Origin of the sequence: Streptomyces sp. S3(2020) (assembly GCF_013044505.1) — a bacterium.
GTDB lineage: Bacteria > Actinomycetota > Actinomycetes > Streptomycetales > Streptomycetaceae > Streptomyces.
The window spans coordinates 60,890-76,943 of record NZ_JABERD010000007.1 but is presented as its reverse complement, the minus strand read 5'-3'; the positions used below and the strand labels follow the sequence as shown (position 1 = coordinate 76,943).

The window sequence follows — 16,054 nt, the reverse complement described above, 5'->3', positions numbered from 1 at the left end:
GCCAGCTGGAAGACGGGTGTCTCACGGTCGAACGACACGGCCGTCCGCCCCCTTCCGACACAGTTCCAGGAACGCGGCGAGGGGCCCGATCACCTTCGGACTGTCAGGCCCGAACATGTCGTCGTCACCCACGACGGCCAGCAGCCGCTGCTGGCGGCTCATCGCCACGCACAGTCGGTTGGCGACGGTCAGGTGTCCGTAAGCGCGCTTGACGTCGGTCCGCGCGGCCGGTGCGCAGCTGCGCACGGTGGACAGATAGGTGATGGAGAACTCCATGCCTTGAAAGGCATCGACGGTGCCGACTCGTAACCGGTCGAGCGGTGCGCCGTCCTCGTCACGGCACAGCCGGGGCACGGGGCGCCATCCACCTGCATCGGTGAACTCGGCGAGCCCGGCCTTCTTCAGTTCCTTCCACACCTCGGTGACCTGCGCGGCGTAGAACGAGATGACGCCGAAGGTCATACTCGGGTGCCGCTCGATCAGCGCGGCTATCTCCGCTGCGATGACAGTGGCTTCAGCGTGCCGGGTGCGGCTCGTCCCCCGTTGCGCTTCACCGCCTGCAGACAGCGGCACGGGAAGCCACACCGCGGGGACCTCACCGTAGCGGTCGATTCCGTGAATGAAGTCGGCCGCTTCGCGGCCGTTGCGCAGTGTCCCCTGGTAGAAGTTGTCGCTGACGAAGCTCCCGAGCACCGGGTGCATGCGGAACTGGGTGTCGAGACGGACGAACCGGGTATGTCCGTCGGACGAACCGTGCTCCCACTGCCGTGCCAGTCGCTGGAACAGGCTTTCCTGCAGCCGGTCGCGGACGTCGTCGCCGAGCGAGCTCAGCTCGCGCTCCACGTCGGGTTCCAGCATATGGGGGAGCTGGGCGTGATCGCCGACCAGCACAATCCGGCGGCGGGCTTGGGCGAGGGGGATGAGGAGATCCAGCGGGTTGGCTCGGGCCGCCTCGTCGACGACGACCGACTCGAAAGCTCCATCCTGACGGCCGACGTCAACCATGGCTTTGGAAACGGCCTGTTGGCAGGTCGAGGCCAGCGAGACGGTGTAGGCGCGGAGGGTGTCGTCGACACCTTCCGGATCGCTGCGCAGATCGTCTCGGTAATCGAGCAGTGCCGCGGCTATGGCGTCGGGTGACCGGGTCACCGCTTCCGCAAGTTGTGCTGCGAACCGGTCGAGGAGGGCGGCGATCGTGGGATCAGCCACGGTTACCTCTGGCAGCCGAATGCGCGCGGTGAGACGGTCGAGCAGGGCGTCGCGCAGCGCGGCCAGTGAGTTGAGGAGTTCAGGCTGGGGTGAAGCGGTACTGGCCGCTATACGCAGCGACTCCTGGTACGAGATGCCGTCGAAGAGCGGGGAGTCGGCGAGGTCGAGCCGTGTCAGCAATGCTCGAGCCGTGCGTGGCCCGTCGTCCTCGAACCCGGTCACCGTGCAGCGCAGCGACCGGATGTAGGGCAGGAGGTCCGCGCGCAGGTCGGGGTCGGTCATGGCGGCGGCCCGAATGCGATGCCTCTCAGCTCTGTCTCTGAGGCTGCAGAGTTCGCCGACCAGTGTGGGGTCCGATATGTCTCCGAGCTGGGCGAGTGCTTGGTCGAGGAATTGGGGCAGGAACTCGGGCGGGACGGGTGCCGCCCGGTAAGTGGCGGCCAATTCGGCGGCGGCACGCCGAGCAGCGAGATGCTGCCCCACCGGGCGTTCACGTAGCCGCAGGTCGGCGGCGCGGGCGGAGTCGATGCGCCAGGTGTCCAGCGCGACCTTGCTGCCCCGGCCGCGGGAGTCCACCTTGAGCGGCGGCAGCCCGAAGACCCAGCCGCGCGTGACCAGATGGTCCACCGCCGCATGCTGGAAGCTCGTCAACAGGGTGCTGCCGGCTACCTCTCCGCCCTGAGCGAGATCACCCAGTTGATTGACCAGAGCAGCGATCACCTGCGTTTTGCCAGTGCCCGGCGGTCCCTGGATGATCGCCACATCGGGGGTGTTGAGCGCGGTGAGCACCGCCTCCCGCTGGGCGGGCGTCGGGCCGTGGGGAGCGAAGCAGTTGAGCGCGGAAGGAGAGAGTTTTGTGATCCGACGTGTTGTCGGCTGGGGCCAGGAACGCCCCTCTAGCAGAGTCGGCAGCGCGGGAATGTGTGTCCCGTCGGTGCGTAGCTTTTGCATGGCTTTCTCGCGCCGGTCGAGCCGGCGCTGATCTCCCCGGTGTGCCAGGTAGAGCCAGCCCTGGGGCGGTGGGTCCTTTTGGTCGTTGAGGGTTGCGGCGAGCCGCAGGGTCGCGGTGACGCTGTCGTACCCGAGCGGTTCACCAATCCAGGCCCGTACCTTCTGCGCACGGGAAGCGACCAGCCACTCCCGGTCGGTCATCGCGGTGTCTGTCACCGAGGCCGGAACTTCAGCTGCGGCCTCGATCTCGAGGCGTTCGGCCGCTGTCGTGTTCTCCAGAGCGGCTCGCGTGCGGGGCAGTGCCCGGTCGAGGTCCACCGTGAATACGCAGCGGCCATCGGACTCGACCTTGACCTTGGTGTAGCGGATGGTCCCGAAATTGCGAATCCGGCCCCTGATGTGGCGGGCCTCCAGCTCTTGGTATCTGTCCCACATGGCCAGGTAGCCGTTCTGGTTGGCCACCAGGTCGAGGCCCTGCTGTATTCTCTCCCGGTCTCGCTGTCTGGCGGTCATGTCGCGGAAGTCAATTGACCCGACGGCCAGTGCCTTGTGGCTGGTACGGCGCTGATCGTGGACCGAGCTGAGTAGCCGGACGATGCGGTAGCCGGTGCTGTTTTTCTCGACGTCGGCCATGAGCCCTGGTCCGTGCACCCGGAAGCCGACTGCAAAGCCACCGGCTGGTCCGGCCGAGACCACCATGCGCCTGGCATTAGCTTGAGCCCCAGGGCGGGGTTCCAGGAAGAGCTCTCGCCTCATGAACTCCATGACGGAAGCGACGTTGACGGTGTCCGCGCGGTCCGCGTACTTGGTGGCATCCTCCAGGACGGCGTCATCGACGTCGAGTAGCAGGCTGGTGCTGAGCGGCACAGCGAGTCCTACCGCGGGGGCATAGATGTGCACCCGCAAGGTGAAGGGTTCGTCGGCTGGCGCCGCGGGCGGATGCGGATTACCGGTACGGCGCCGGGGCGGTGCAGCGGGCGTGGGCGGCTTCGGCCGGGCAGGATGCGCAGTGACCGTCACACAGCTGGTCCCGGCTGCCTCGACTTCGGTGAGCCTCCGTTCGTCCTCGGGACTCGCCGGCTTGATCCCGAACGTGGCGGAGTCGGTGACCAGGTCGAGTTGGCCTGTGGGTCGACGGTAAAGGCGGACCTCGCTGCCATCGGGGATGATCTGGCCGACGAACTCCTGCGGCACTCGGTGCCAGAGGAAAGACACGAAGACCGGCTCTCCCGGCATACGGGCAGGCATGACTGGTCCCCTGGGGCGAACGCTCACCTGCTCGCCTCCACAGCCATCAGACGTACCCAGCGGTGGATCGCACCCTGCCTCCCGAAGTGAAGCGTCCAGGCGCGGCCGTCGACCGGCACGGTTGCCTGGCTTCCCTGGCCGATCTCCCGCCATGGTCGACCGTCTTGATGGTCCAGCCAGAGACTGTCGCGCGAAAGGTTCAGCACGGTGGCGTCCTGGCTGTGAAGCCGCAACTGCGCGACCACCGAGTCGGGTCGATCCGGGGCGGGTGAGGTATGCCGGGCGGTCAGAGTCGTCTCGCCGCCGGGACGCAGCGCGGTGAAGTCGGGCAGAGGGACTTCCGAGAGCTGTATACCAGGGGTGTCGTCAGTGCTCCCCGATCGGTCTTGCGGCTCGGTACCCACCGGACCAGTCAGTCCGTGGCGCAGCACCCAGACACGGTCGCGGGGCCTCCGGCAGGCGAGGCAGGAGGGGGCGAAGGCACGGTAGGTCCATCCGCACTCCGGGCATTCGACGGTCTGCCCCGCAGCGGAGTGCAGGGCCGTGGCCCACCGGGCAGCCGATGGCCGGAGGAGGGGATTGGCTACGGCGTCCACGAAGCACTGTGAGGCCAGGTCCCACAGCTGACCGGACAGGAGTTCCTGCCGTGGTGTGATACCCACAGTGCAATCATTGGTGCGGTCGGTGGGGTGGTCGGTCCATGGAAGGCGGAAACGGTCTGCGTACTCCTCCTGGTACGCGGGGTCGGAGTCCAGGACCTCGTCGCCCCGGAACGGGTGACTGGCCGTGAGGGTCTCGAAGATCAGAACGCCGAGTGCATGTGCATCGGCCAGAGTGGTGGCTCCGCTGTGACCCGACACGATTTCCGGTGCCCCGTATCCGGGCGTGTGTACCGGCGCGGATCCGACGGTCGAGGCCAGACCGAGGTTGTCCACGTCGATGAGACGGATTTCCTGTTGCTCGGTAGCGGCGGAAATTAGCACGTTGGAGGGTGACAGGTCCTGGTACACGATGGCACGCGCGTGGAGCCGGGCGACGGCTTCTGCGAGTTTGGCCAGCAGCCGCAGTCGGCGTTCCAGACCCCCGGTGCGCAGATACCAGGCTGCCAGGTCCTCCTCGTCGGGGACGCACAAGGTGTCTAATGGGACCATCTCATCGGCCAGTTCCATCACGTAACCGAGCTTCGGCGGGGCGAGCAGGGCGAGTACGCCAGCCAGCGGGACACCTTCCAACGGAAGCCGCTGGATGCGGCGCAGCCGAACGTGAACAGCCTCTGCTGCTTCGTGAGTCGGAGCAGTGATTATCTTTACGGCGGTTCGTCCGCCTCGGGCCAGCCATACCTCGCCCTGGCCGCCGGCTCCGATCGAGTGGGACAGTGACCACAGCTGGTGGTACTCGTCCTCGACGGGCCGCAGCAGGCCGCCGAGATCCCAGCGCGATGCCACGGGGTGCCTTTCCTCTCGCCGTGTCTCGCCGGTTCAGGCGCCGAAGTCGGACAAATCGTCGGGGCTCAGTACCGGTGCCCGGTCCGGACGAGTGCTTCGAGCCTGCTGGGTGACCGTGACCGTGACCCAGCGGAAGTACTGCTGGATGCGTCCGACGTCTTGTGCCTCGAACACGCCGTTGGCCTCGTCGCTGACGAAACGGCGCAGCACGGCTTTTGCCTGCTCGGTCATGTCGGGACCGATGGCGACCGCCAGCCGGTTGGCTCTAGAACCCTTCGGGGAGTCGAGTAACCGGTCGAGGGCCTCTTCCCACTCGTCGGTGGGCATTCCATCGGACACGAGAACAAGTGTGGGAGAGAAGGACCTGGTTGGGACGGCCGCTTCATCACGCAGCACCGCATCAGCGAGTTCGAGGGCGGCACCGAGCGGGGTGCCGCCTCGGGCCTCCATGTCGGTCCAGGACGCATCGGCTGCGGGCACCATGTCCTGATGCAGTTCAGCCCGATCACGGCTGAAGGCGATCACTCCGACGTGGATGGTGCCTCGCCCGATGTCGGCCGTAGCGAAATCGTCGAGCATGCGACGGATGCACTCGTTGAGCACATCGATCTTCTCCCGCGGTTCTCCCATGCTCCCACTCACGTCCGCCAGTACGAGTACTGGCAACGGACGTGCCTTCGCGGCCATAAAACGCGGCGCGGCACCCACGATGTCCCCCCATCGCACCGCACTAGTGGCTGCAAACCGACACGCCTAGTTGCGGCAAGGTCATTCCTGACGCTGAGGCAGACAAAGGTACTACGTGTCGCATCTTGCGTGCAGTCCGTGACAGCTGGGGATGTTGGTCGTTGTGACGGAGAAGCGTCGAAAGTTCACGGCCAAGCGGTAGCGACCGGCCCCGTAGGCGGCGGTGGTATGACTGGAGCGCGCCGGGATCGGTGGAGGTTCTGATGTGCCCCTGCTGTGGCGCTATGCCGCCCCTTCCCGTACGACGAGCCTGCGGAAGCTCCAGACGAACGGCCCCGGTTCCGTACCCTCGTCGGCTGCGATCAACTTGAGCACCTGGTCCACGCTGTCGATGTCGGGGAGCAGCGGGTAGTTCGGGCCGAGCTCGCCGATGTGTCTCCTCCCATGCCTTGAGCACATAGACCGGTCCGGCCACGTCCAGCCATTTACGACCAGGTGAGCTTGTTCCGCTTTGACGGACACCATCGGTGTGGTGGTCAGGCTGCGAGTGCGGTCTCGTATTCGGCGGGACTGCGGTAGCCGAGGCTGCTGTGCAGACGGTGCAAGTTGTACCAGCCCTCGATGCAATCGAAGATCGCGGTGCGGGCGGCGGCCCGGCTGGGCCAGGAGCTGGTGCCGAGCAGTTCCCTCTTGATGGTGGCGAAGAACGACTCGGCGAGTGCGTTGTCCCAGCACTGTCCGGTGCGGCCGACCGCCAGACACACCCCCAACTGGTCTGCCAGCGTGGCGAATTGGTGACTGGTGTACTGACAGCCGCGATCCGAGTGAAAGAACACCGAACTGGTGGGGCGGCGCTTTCGGCAGGCGGGCCTAAGGGCATCGGCGACCAGATCGGTCCGCAAGTGGTCGGCCGTCGCCCAGCCGACCACGCGACGGGAGGCGATGTCGATGACGGTGGCCAGGTAGAGCCAGCCCTCGTCCGTGGCGATGTAGGTGATGTCGCCGCACCAGCGGGCATCCAGGCCGGCAGCATCGGGCTGGAAGTTGCCCAGGACGAGATCGGGCCGCAGGGCGGCTCGTGGATCAGGAATCGTCGTCAGGTGCCGTCGTCCGCGGTGTCGGCCCTGCAGGCCGACAGCCCGCATCAGCCGGGCGACACGTCGGCGGCCGCATCCGGCGCCTGCCCGCTTGAGCTCGGCATGCACGCGCGGGGCGCCGTAGGTGCCCCGCGATCTCGTATGGACGTCGGCGATCTGTTGTGCCAGCTCGGCGTCACGGACCGCGCGGGGACCAGGCTGGGCAGCGCGGCGGGCATAGAAGGCGGTCCTGGAGACCTTCAGCAGCCCACACGCCCGTTTCACGCTGTGACCTGCACGCTTCTCCGCCTCGATGAACGGGTGCACCGTCACCGGGTCTCCTTCACGAAGAAAGCCGTCGCACGCTTGAGGACCTCGACGTCTTCACGCAGCCGGCGGTTCTCCCGCCGCAGCGCGGCCAGTTCCTCACGTTCACTGCTGGTCAGACCGTCGCGTTCGCCCGCATCGACCTCGGCCTGGCTGACCCACAGCCGCACCGCGGTCTCGGTCAGGTCGAAGTCCTTGGCGATCTGGCCGACCGAGCGGTCACCGCGTCGGCACAGCTCGACGATCTCGGCCTTGAACTCCGGCGTGAACGAACGGCGAGGGCGAGGCTTCTTCTTCCCCATGCTCTCCATGATGGACATCCTCCCGGGGCAGAACCCCTGATCTCGAATGTCTGTCAAAGCGGATCAACCCCAGGGGCCGAAGCCTGACTGTCCGCTGCGCACCCCTGGATGCCATCCCGGTGGAAGCCTGTGGTTCAGTGTGGGTGGACTTCATTTGCGTGTATACCCAGGGCGTGGACGCGTTGGATGAGGTCATCCGCGTACGGCTGGCGCTTGATGTCAGTGGCACACGCGACACTTATCTGCGTGTCCCACTCCGATGAGCATCACCACGTACCGCACGCCCCTGGCTTGGACCCTGCAACAGCGGCCGACGCCGTAGAGGAGCGCTGGGAAGTCTGCGCCGCAGATCCCGAGCTCAATACCCCGCCATCGTCGGGACACCCGGGTAATACTCCGCCAGGCGAAGACCTCGATCTACACATCGGCTGGGACCGCTTCGAGAAGCTCCTCGTCGCGGTGTGCCGTGGTGTACGGGGCTTGAGGGAAACCAAGTTTCGCCGCTACGGCGTCGAGGGACAGGCCCAGCACGGCATTGACCTGGCCGGACGGGAACCGGACAGCAGCTACACAGTCGTCCAGTGCAAGGACTACCAGACGTTCACCACCGCTGACCTGCGGGCGGCCGTCAAGAAGTTCACTGAGGGCAAGCGTCCGTTCGACGCCCGACGACTCATCGTTGCCACCTCTGCCGAGACCCGCACAACCCAGCTGGAGGACGAACTCGGCAAGCTTCAGAACACGCATGCCGACCTGGACCTTGAGCTGTGGGGCTCCGAACAGATCAATGAGTACCTGCGCTATCTCGGCGACGTGGTCGCCCGGTTCTGGACCCGCGAGACCGCGGAGAACTTCTGCACTGGAGCGCCTCTGCTGGGGGTGCCCGTGCCGTTGCCGGACCGTCAGGAGTGGGCAGAGAGGATCCTCGTCGGCCCACTGCGGACGAACGATGTCCTGTCCGTCCTGCGACGAGCCGACGAACAGCTGTCGACGACACCAGAGGAGTCCGCCCGGCTCTATGGCGAGTTGGCGCAGCGACTCGACGACGAAGGTTTCCGTGGACATGCTGACACCCTGCGCGGCAAGCAACTCGATGCGCTCGTTGCTGCCGAGCGCACGGATGAAGCCGTCGTTCTAGCAGCGGAGCTCGCGGTCGCTGCGCTGCACTACGGAATTCGGGATGAGGCGAGGAGACTCATCCATCGGATCCGCGGGCTGGCCCAAGGCGATGCGGCCTCCGAAACACCGCCGGGCGCTAGAGTGCAGCGCCACATCCAACTGGTGTGCGCCGCCGTCGACAGTGCCCTCCACCCCCTTGGCCACGTCGCGACTCTGATCGAGGCGTTGCGCGAAACCTCGCCTGACGAGCCTGCGAACCAGCCCCTACTCGTCCTGCTGGCGGCCGAGAACCTCCTGGCCGCAGACTCGGACAGTCTGAAGAGCTTCGGCCCCATCATCGACGCCGCGATCGAGCGCGCAGGCTCGGAGGGCTCGGGACAGATCGAACGCGTTACGGAGGATGCCGTCATGCGCCTGCGTCTGGTGCGCGCCGAGTACGACGATGCTGAGCGCATTGCGCTCAGGAAGCTGGCCCGGTACCACCAAGTCCCGGGTCGTCACGCGGCGTTGATCAATGCACGAGAGGCACGCCGTTGCGCTCTTGAAGGGCGCGCCGAATCAGCAGTGGAGTGCTGGCGAGACGCGGTTCACGAGTCCATCAACGCTGGACTCCCCGAGGACGCCGCTGACTGGCTGTATGCCGTACGGGCCGTGAACGTCCAGTACGGTCCGCTCACAACGGACATCGACGACGAACATAGGTTGGCTCAAGCTCTGCGGACCACCGGCCGCGGCCGGCTTCTTAGCCGGGTCCGTTCTCCGAGGGAGCAGGCCCTGTCGGCTGTGGTCGCAGGCAAGCCTGTCGAAGCGGCTCTGTCCGCCCGGCGCTGGCTCACCGACACAGTGATTACGGGCAACTGGGCAAGCGAGTCCGAGGCCCTCACGTTCCTCGGGGACCTGTATCGTGACAGTGGCGAACTGGATCTGGCTGCCCAGCATTTCCAACGCGCGGGCCGGGCTAAGAAGCTGGAGAAGATCGCTGCCAAGGGCGATCACATTTTGCCAGTGGGCCCCCTAAGCGATGCACCGTGGTGGACGCTGCACGCTCGCGCGGCACTGATTGCGGCGCAGGCGGATCTACTCGATGACGACACGGCTGCTGCTCACCTCACCGCACTGCTGGCTCTCACCGAGCGCGGCAGAACGGGTGAGTTGATGGAATCCCCACTTCGCCACCTCACGCATCAGGCCACACGCAGCGCCTGTGCTCTTGGGGCGCGAGGAACGCCGACTCAGGCCCAGACTCTCCTCGACCTGCTTGCCGCCGATGTGCCACGAGGACCCCACCAATACCACTTCTCCGACGACGGACACGCAACGGCGTGTGTCGCCATCGCCAGGGTCCACTCCAGCCTCACGGCAAATGCCCTCACGCGACTCTTCGATCTGGCCGACGGCGGGGCCGATAAGGCACTGAAACTGGTCGTGGAAGATGAGGTGGTCAAACTGCTAACGGAGCGGGAGGATCTCGCTGCTCTTCGTGCACGGGTGTCTCAACTCGACGACAAAGGTCTGTACTTGGCTGACGTCGCACGGATGGCCATCGACCCTGGGCATCCAGCAGTACAGGGAAATGCCGAGCAGGCACGCGACCGCATCCTGCGACGGCCCGCCCCGGACCCAGGCCGCGCCGACCTCGGCACGAGGCTGGTGGAAGACTCCTACTTGGTTGGCAGCCTCCACATCAATGCGCGCAAGACGTGCCTCGAAAGGCTCATGGACATCGCGGCCGACCCCCGCGAGATCGCTATGGCACGGCAGGACGCCATCACCGGTGCCCGCAACCTGGTCATCGACCTGCCGGTCGAAGTCCATCGGCAGACGTTCCTGCTAGCCAAGGAGTACGCACTCGGGAAGCGGGATGGAAGCTACCTGGACGAAGAAGTGACCGGTAGTCCCCACCCGCTCAGCTCGTTCAAGATCTCCGGCGGTTCGGCGTCGCTCCGCGGAAAGGGGCTACGGCTGGCTGAGGTGTCCGCCACTGACCCTGAGGACCACGTCTGGGTACGCCACCAGGCAATCAGTCTGCTCTCCGAGCAGGACACCGAGATCCTTCATGATGTATCCGTGACGCTGTCTCAACTCCCGCACGACGTTACATCTCGGATCGACCTTGGCATCCTTGCCGCGCACGGTTACGTCGGTGTCCGCCAGGCGGGTGCGGTCCTCTGCATGCGTCATCCCGCTCACCATAGAGACACGATCCTGCAGTTGGCGCGGGACGGTGACTTTCGTGTGCGCCGCGTCCTGGCGGAAGCGGCAGCTCTGGCGGCCCCGGAAGCAGCCGAACTATCCGCGGAAGTCCTGCAAATCCTCTCCCGCGACGTCCGGCACAGCGTTCGCGCAGCCTCCATCGGTGCGCAGTACCAGAAGCCAGGAGGGCCTAGCTGATCCCTTCCTACCCCCAACGAGCTTGCGGCAACGGCCGCTGCCTCGCCTTCTCCGCCCGCGCCCACAGACCGAGGTCGTGGGCGCAAAGCGAGTAGCGAAGATTCGTGCACCTCCGCAAATAGCGAGAACGTGGCGTCATCTCGGACCGCGACACCGTCGGCATGTGCTGAGGGCCAGTCTCGTGGCGCTCAACGACCTTTAGACAACCCGAGAGCCCACTACCGTGTGACCACACCCGTCACCCGACGTCGTCCGCACTTCTTCGGATGCTTTGCCCCGCCGGGGGCGACGTGACGTAGTGCCCCCAGCTGGTCCGTGGCTGGTCCGGGATGGGCGCAGTTTCATAGTGAACGGGTCCGGAACGTTGCTGAGCGGTCACGGATAGTGACTGAACCCTGTGGGGTGCCTGGAAAGGTAAAGCTCCCTCCAGGCAACCGACTTGAGACTCTAGAAGAACCCAAGTTTCTTCGGACTGTATGAAACAAGAACGTTCTTGGTCTGCTGGTAGTGCTCCAGCATCATCTTGTGTGTCTCGCGGCCGATCCCGGACTGCTTGTAGCCGCCGAAGGCCGCGTGCGCGGGGTACGCGTGGTAGCAGTTGGTCCAGACGCGGCCGGCCTGGATGGCGCGGCCCGCGCGGTAGGCGGTGTTCATGTCGCGGGTCCACACGCCCGCCCCGAGGCCGTACAGCGTGTCGTTCGCGATTTTGACGGCGTCGTCGAAGTCGTCGAAGGACGCCACCGAGACCACCGGGCCGAAGATCTCCTCCTGGAAGATCCGCATACGGTTGTCGCCCTCGAAGATGGTCGGCTGGACGTAGTAGCCGCCCTTCAACTCGCCGTCGTACTCGATACGTTGCCCACCGGTGAGGATCTTCGCGCCTTCCTGGCGGCCGATGTCGAGGTAGGAGAGGATCTTCTCCAGCTGGTCGTTGGAGGCCTGGGCGCCGATCATCGTGTCGGTGTCGAGAGGGTGGCCGGGCTTGATCAGTTCGGTGCGGGCGACCGCCGCCTCGAGGAACTCGGCGTAGTTGCCGCGCTGGACGAGGGCACGGGACGGACAGGTGCAGACCTCGCCCTGGTTGAGGGCGAACATCGTGAAGCCTTCGAGGGCCTTGTCGCGGAAGTCGTCGTCCTGCGCCCACACGTCGTCGAAGAAGATGTTGGGGGACTTGCCGCCGAGTTCGAGGGTGACCGGCTTGATGTTCTCCGAGGCGTACTGCATGATCAGCCGCCCCGTCGTGGTCTCGCCGGTGAACGCCACCTTCGCGACCCGCGCGCTGGACGCGAGCGGCTTGCCCGCCTCCACACCGAAGCCGTTGACGATGTTCACCACGCCCGGCGGCAGCAGATCGGAGATCAGGCTCATCCAGTAGTGGATGGACGCCGGGGTCTGTTCGGCCGGCTTGATGACGACCGCGTTGCCCGCGGCGAGGGCGGGGGCCAGTTTCCACACCGCCATCAGGATCGGGAAGTTCCACGGGATGATCTGCGCGACCACGCCGAGCGGTTCGTGGAAGTGGTACGCCACCGTGTCGTCGTCGATCTCGCCGAGCGAGCCCTCCTGCGCGCGGATCGCCCCCGCGAAGTAGCGGAAGTGGTCGATGGCGAGCGGGATGTCGGCCGCCAGCGTCTCGCGCACCGGCTTGCCGTTCTCCCAGCTCTCCGCCACGGCCAGCGGTTCGAGATACGCCTCCATACGGTCGGCGATCTTCAGCAGGATGTCGGAGCGCTCGGTCACCGACGTACGGCCCCAGGCCGGGGCGGCGGCGTGTGCCGCGTCGAGCGCCCGCTCCACGTCCTCCGCCGTACCGCGCGCGACCTCGGTGAACGGCTGCCCGTTCACCGGCGACGGGTTCTCGAAGTACTGCCCGCGGGCCGGCGGAACGTACTCGCCGCCGATGAAGTGGTCGTAGCGCGCCTGGTAGGAGACGATCGCGCCCTCGGTGCCGGGCGCCGCGTAACGGGTCATCCTGGTCTGCCTCCCTGCAGCAGCGCTGCCCGCCGTTGGGCAGCTCTCTGCGCGAGGCTAGGGAAGGGGACGTTGCAACTACGTTGCCGTCGGCTTCAGGGGGCAGGGGCGGTGCTTCTACGGTGTGGTAACTCCCCGGCGCCGTACGCCCGGTGCCGCCAGCTCCGCCTCCAGGGCCGCCAGCCGCGAGCGGACCGCCGCCGTCGGACGGGTCGCCGCCAGCGCCCGCCACACGTCGAAGTCGTCCTCGCCCCACGGCGCGTGCGCCCAGTCCGCCAGCAGGTCCGGATCGCGGCGGGCGATCAGCGCCGTACGGAGGCCGTCGGCGAGACGGTGCCTGAGGCGCACCACCGACGGGGCCTGGGAAGCGGGCAGCAGCGGTCCGGAGTACGCCGTCGCCGCCGCCGTGACCGCGCCGGTCTCCAGCCGCCTTTCCACGACGGTGACATCGGACTCGACCGGCACGGTGAGCCGGTAGGGACGCGAGGCCAGCAGGCCGGGGCCGAGCACCCTGCGCAGCCGGGCCAGTTCGGCGCGCAGCGTCACCGGTGTCACCGACTCGTCCTCGTACAGCGCGCACAGCAGCTCGTCGCCGGTCAGCCCCTCCGGATGGCGGGACAGCAGCACCATGATCTCGCTGTGCCGGCGGCTGAGCCTGATCCGACGCCCTCCGGTGAGCAGTTGGGCCTCGTCACGGCCCAGCGCGGTCAGCTCGGGCAGATCGGCCGCAGGCATCTCCGGGGCGAGCAGCGCCAGATGGGACTCCGCCGCCCGCGCGACCGCCTGGACGAAGCCCAGACTGTGCGGATGCGCGAGCCCGTCCCCACCGGTGATGTCCACGGCACCCAGCACCCGCCCGGTGCGGGGATCGTGCACCGGAGCCGCCGCGCAGGTCCACGGCTGCACCCGCCGGATGAAGTGCTCGGCGGCGAACACCTGCACCGGCCGGTCGAGGGCGACCGCCGTGCCCGGCGCGTTGGTCCCGACCGCCGTCTCCGCCCACCGCGCCCCCGGCACGAAGTTCATCAGCCCCGCCTGTCGCCGGGTCGACGCATGCCCCTCGACCCACAGCAGCCTGCCGTGCGCGTCGCACACCGCGAGCAGATGCTCCCCGTCGGACGCGAACGTGCCCAGCAGTTCACGGAACAGCGGCATCACCCGGGCCAGCGGATGCTCGGCCCGATAGACACCGAGGTCACCGTCCATGAGCTCGACGCTCGCGCTCCCGTCGGGCCCGACACCGGCCCGCGCGGAACGCCGCCACGAATCCGCCACCACCGGCCGCACCGGCCGCGGCACGGTACCCGCCTCGGTGAACGTCTCGTGCGCGCGGCGCAGCATCCGCGCACGCTCGGCGGGGTCGGCCCCCGGCTCCAGGGCCACCCACGGATCGCTCAACTGGGCCTCCCCGAAAGGTGATGCGGCTGGAGACATCGTCACTCCCGGTACGCGCGCGGACAACCGTTTCGACCGCCGTCACCCGAACGACGTCACGGCCCGGCACGCCAGACCAGCCTCACCACACACGCTCGACCAGCTTCATATAGCGCTCCCAGTCCCAGTGCGGCCCGGGGTCGGTGTGGTCCGAACCCGGCACCTCGACGTGCGCGATGATGTGCGCCCGGTCCTTCGGGATCGCGTACTTGGCGCAGATGTCGGCCGTCAGCCGCGCCGACTGTGCGTACAGGACGTCGGTGAAGTACGCGGGACGGTCCACCCATCCTTCGTGCTCGATGCCGATACTGCGCGTGTTGTACTCCCAGTTCCCCGCGTGCCAGGCGATGTCGGCCTCACGCACGCACTGCGCGATGTTGCCGTCCCGGGAACGGACCACGTAGTGGGCGGAGACCTGCTTCTCGGGGCTCCGGAAGACACCCAGGGTCTTGCGGTAGCTCGTCTGCGTCACATGGATGATGACGAGGTCGACCGGGTGGCTCGTCGGGCGGTTCGCCGCCGTGCGGTTGGCGGGTGTCGCGGGCTGCCACTCGGCGAGCGGGTGGTCGACGGGGTGGGTCTCCGCTCCGGCGCGCGCGTCCGGCAGCAGCGCGTAGGGGACGGCGGTCAGGGCGGCGCCCTTGAGGAGCCGTCGCCTGCTCGGCAGCGGTCTTGCCCGTTCCATGCCCGATCGCCTTTCGGAGGTGCCGTGTTGATCGAGACGCGGGTCAGGGACGGACGGTTGCCGCGGTCTCCCTCAGCCGCGCGTGCACACCACGGTGCGTCTCACGCGCGGGCAGCCACTCCTTGCGGATCTTCGCCACGCACGTGTAGTTGGTGTCGCACACATTGGCCAGCGGCGACTCGACGGCCTGGGTCGCGAACTGGTACGCGTCCAACTCACTGAACCCGTAGTCGCGCACCAGCCACCGCACCAGATCGAGCTGCGATATCCGGAACGCGTCCTCCAGCGGGCGCGCCGACCCCGTCGAGATGATGTGGGTGTCCGACTCGATGCGCGGCCAGGGCGTCGCGATGCCCTTCAGCAGCTCCACGATCACCACGGTGTTCATCGCGCACTCGACGGCGACCCCGCAGGTCTCGCCCTCGCCCTGCCGGGCGTGTCCGTCGCCGAGGCTGAGCAGCGCGCCCTCGACGTTCACACCGAGGTAGCAGGTGACGCCGGCCCGCATCTCCGGTGTGTCCATGTTCCCGCCGTGCGCGTCGGGCACCAGCGCCGAGCGGACCTCCAGATTGGCGGGGGCCACGCCCACGGTGCCGTGCATCGGGTCCATGGGCAGCTCGGCCTCGAAGTCGCTGTCACGTGCCCGGAACAGTGCCGTGCGGCGGGTCCGGTCCAGCTGCCAGATCCACACGGTCTCCGGGAGGGGCGGCTGGAGGGTGGCCGTGGTGTGGGTCGAGGTGAGCGCGCCGAAGAGGGGGACCGTGGTGGACGCGGCCCAGTCCCGGGCCGGTTCGATCGACACGAAGTGCACGGCGACGGTGTCGCCCGGCTCGGCGCCCTCCACATGGAAGGGGCCGGTCTGCGGGTTCAGGAAAGGGAACTCGCACACCTGGGACACCAGGTCCTTCTCGGAGCGCACCCGTCCGGCGAAGCAGTCCTCGGTGTACAGGTCGAGAACCGTGCCGGGCGCGATGCGCGCCACGGGTGGCGCACCGCCGAACGTCCAGGCGTACTCGCCCGGTTCGGGCCGCACGGTCAGGATCCGGGGGTCGCTCATGGCTGCACTGCTCCGTTCAAGGCGGTCGCGTCTCGTGTGCATCACGGTACGGCGCGGACGGATCGGGCTGTAGGGCGCGACGGGTTTCGGTGGACGGCCCCGGACCTGTGGACAACTCGCTCACCCGGCCGAGGGAACAAGCCGAACGGACC

At 67.3% G+C, this 16,054-nt stretch carries 10 protein-coding genes and 1 pseudogene; 1 reads left to right on the top strand and 10 read right to left on the bottom strand.

Annotated elements, in window-relative coordinates; all coding sequences use genetic code 11:
- Nucleotides 1–21: 21 nt before the first annotated feature.
- The 6 genes and pseudogenes from HLK59_RS04445 to HLK59_RS04420 all read right to left on the bottom strand — a co-directional run.
- A complete protein-coding gene (locus HLK59_RS04445) occupies nt 22–3,408 on the bottom strand; it encodes an AAA domain-containing protein (protein WP_171139878.1) in 3,387 nt (1,128 codons plus the stop codon).
- A gap of 23 nt (nt 3,409–3,431) precedes the next feature.
- Nucleotides 3,432–4,853 carry a lipopolysaccharide kinase InaA family protein gene (locus HLK59_RS04440; RefSeq protein WP_171139877.1) on the bottom strand — a complete coding sequence of 474 codons (1,422 nt, stop codon included), beginning with the start codon at nt 4,851–4,853 and terminating at the stop codon, nt 3,432–3,434.
- A gap of 33 nt (nt 4,854–4,886) precedes the next feature.
- A complete protein-coding gene (locus HLK59_RS04435) occupies nt 4,887–5,561 on the bottom strand; it encodes a VWA domain-containing protein (RefSeq protein ID WP_171139876.1) in 675 nt (224 codons plus the stop codon).
- A 261-nt stretch (nt 5,562–5,822) separates the two neighbouring features.
- Nucleotides 5,823–5,999 carry a hypothetical protein gene (locus HLK59_RS04430; protein WP_171139875.1) on the bottom strand — a complete coding sequence of 59 codons (177 nt, stop codon included), beginning with the start codon at nt 5,997–5,999 and terminating at the stop codon, nt 5,823–5,825.
- Nucleotides 6,000–6,076: 77 nt separating this feature from the next.
- Entirely contained in the window at nt 6,077–6,949 is an 873-nt protein-coding gene (locus tag HLK59_RS04425) for an IS3 family transposase (RefSeq protein WP_171139874.1), read from the bottom strand.
- A gap of 17 nt (nt 6,950–6,966) precedes the next feature.
- Nucleotides 6,967–7,245 (bottom strand): annotated as a pseudogene (locus HLK59_RS04420) (transposase); the annotation flags it as partial.
- Nucleotides 7,246–7,491: 246 nt separating this feature from the next.
- Here HLK59_RS04420 and HLK59_RS04415 point away from each other — a divergent pair.
- Nucleotides 7,492–10,755 carry a hypothetical protein gene (locus HLK59_RS04415; RefSeq protein ID WP_240982194.1) on the top strand — a complete coding sequence of 1,088 codons (3,264 nt, stop codon included), beginning with the start codon at nt 7,492–7,494 and terminating at the stop codon, nt 10,753–10,755.
- 447 nt (nt 10,756–11,202) lie between these two features.
- Here HLK59_RS04415 and HLK59_RS04410 read toward each other — a convergent pair whose 3' ends face one another.
- The 4 genes from HLK59_RS04410 to HLK59_RS04395 form a co-directional block, all read right to left on the bottom strand.
- The gene (locus HLK59_RS04410) at nt 11,203–12,726 is read right to left on the bottom strand and encodes an aldehyde dehydrogenase family protein (RefSeq protein WP_171139872.1); all 1,524 of its coding nucleotides are present in this window, start codon (nt 12,724–12,726) and stop codon (nt 11,203–11,205) included.
- A 117-nt stretch (nt 12,727–12,843) separates the two neighbouring features.
- Nucleotides 12,844–14,160, bottom strand: coding sequence for a GAF domain-containing protein (locus HLK59_RS04405; RefSeq protein WP_171139871.1), 1,317 nt, complete (start codon nt 14,158–14,160; stop codon nt 12,844–12,846).
- A gap of 82 nt (nt 14,161–14,242) precedes the next feature.
- On the bottom strand, nt 14,243–14,845 hold the full coding sequence (locus HLK59_RS04400) for a peptidoglycan recognition family protein (RefSeq protein ID WP_171139870.1): 603 nt from the start codon (nt 14,843–14,845) through the stop codon (nt 14,243–14,245).
- Nucleotides 14,846–14,888: 43 nt separating this feature from the next.
- Nucleotides 14,889–15,902, bottom strand: coding sequence for an acetamidase/formamidase family protein (locus HLK59_RS04395; protein ID WP_171139869.1), 1,014 nt, complete (start codon nt 15,900–15,902; stop codon nt 14,889–14,891).
- Nucleotides 15,903–16,054: the final 152 nt, after the last annotated feature.

Bases quoted from the DNA above. Each gene is read 5' to 3' on its own strand.
- HLK59_RS04445 (WP_171139878.1), bottom strand. From the start codon at position 3,408: ATGCCTGCCCGTATGCCGGGAGAGCCGGTCTTCGTGTCTTTCCTCTGG.
- HLK59_RS04430 (WP_171139875.1), bottom strand. From the start codon at position 5,999: ATGTGCTCAAGGCATGGGAGGAGACACATCGGCGAGCTCGGCCCGAAC.
- HLK59_RS04410 (WP_171139872.1), bottom strand. From the start codon at position 12,726: ATGACCCGTTACGCGGCGCCCGGCACCGAGGGCGCGATCGTCTCCTAC.
- HLK59_RS04405 (WP_171139871.1), bottom strand. From the start codon at position 14,160: ATGTCTCCAGCCGCATCACCTTTCGGGGAGGCCCAGTTGAGCGATCCG.
- HLK59_RS04400 (WP_171139870.1), bottom strand. From the start codon at position 14,845: ATGGAACGGGCAAGACCGCTGCCGAGCAGGCGACGGCTCCTCAAGGGC.
- HLK59_RS04395 (WP_171139869.1), bottom strand. From the start codon at position 15,902: ATGAGCGACCCCCGGATCCTGACCGTGCGGCCCGAACCGGGCGAGTAC.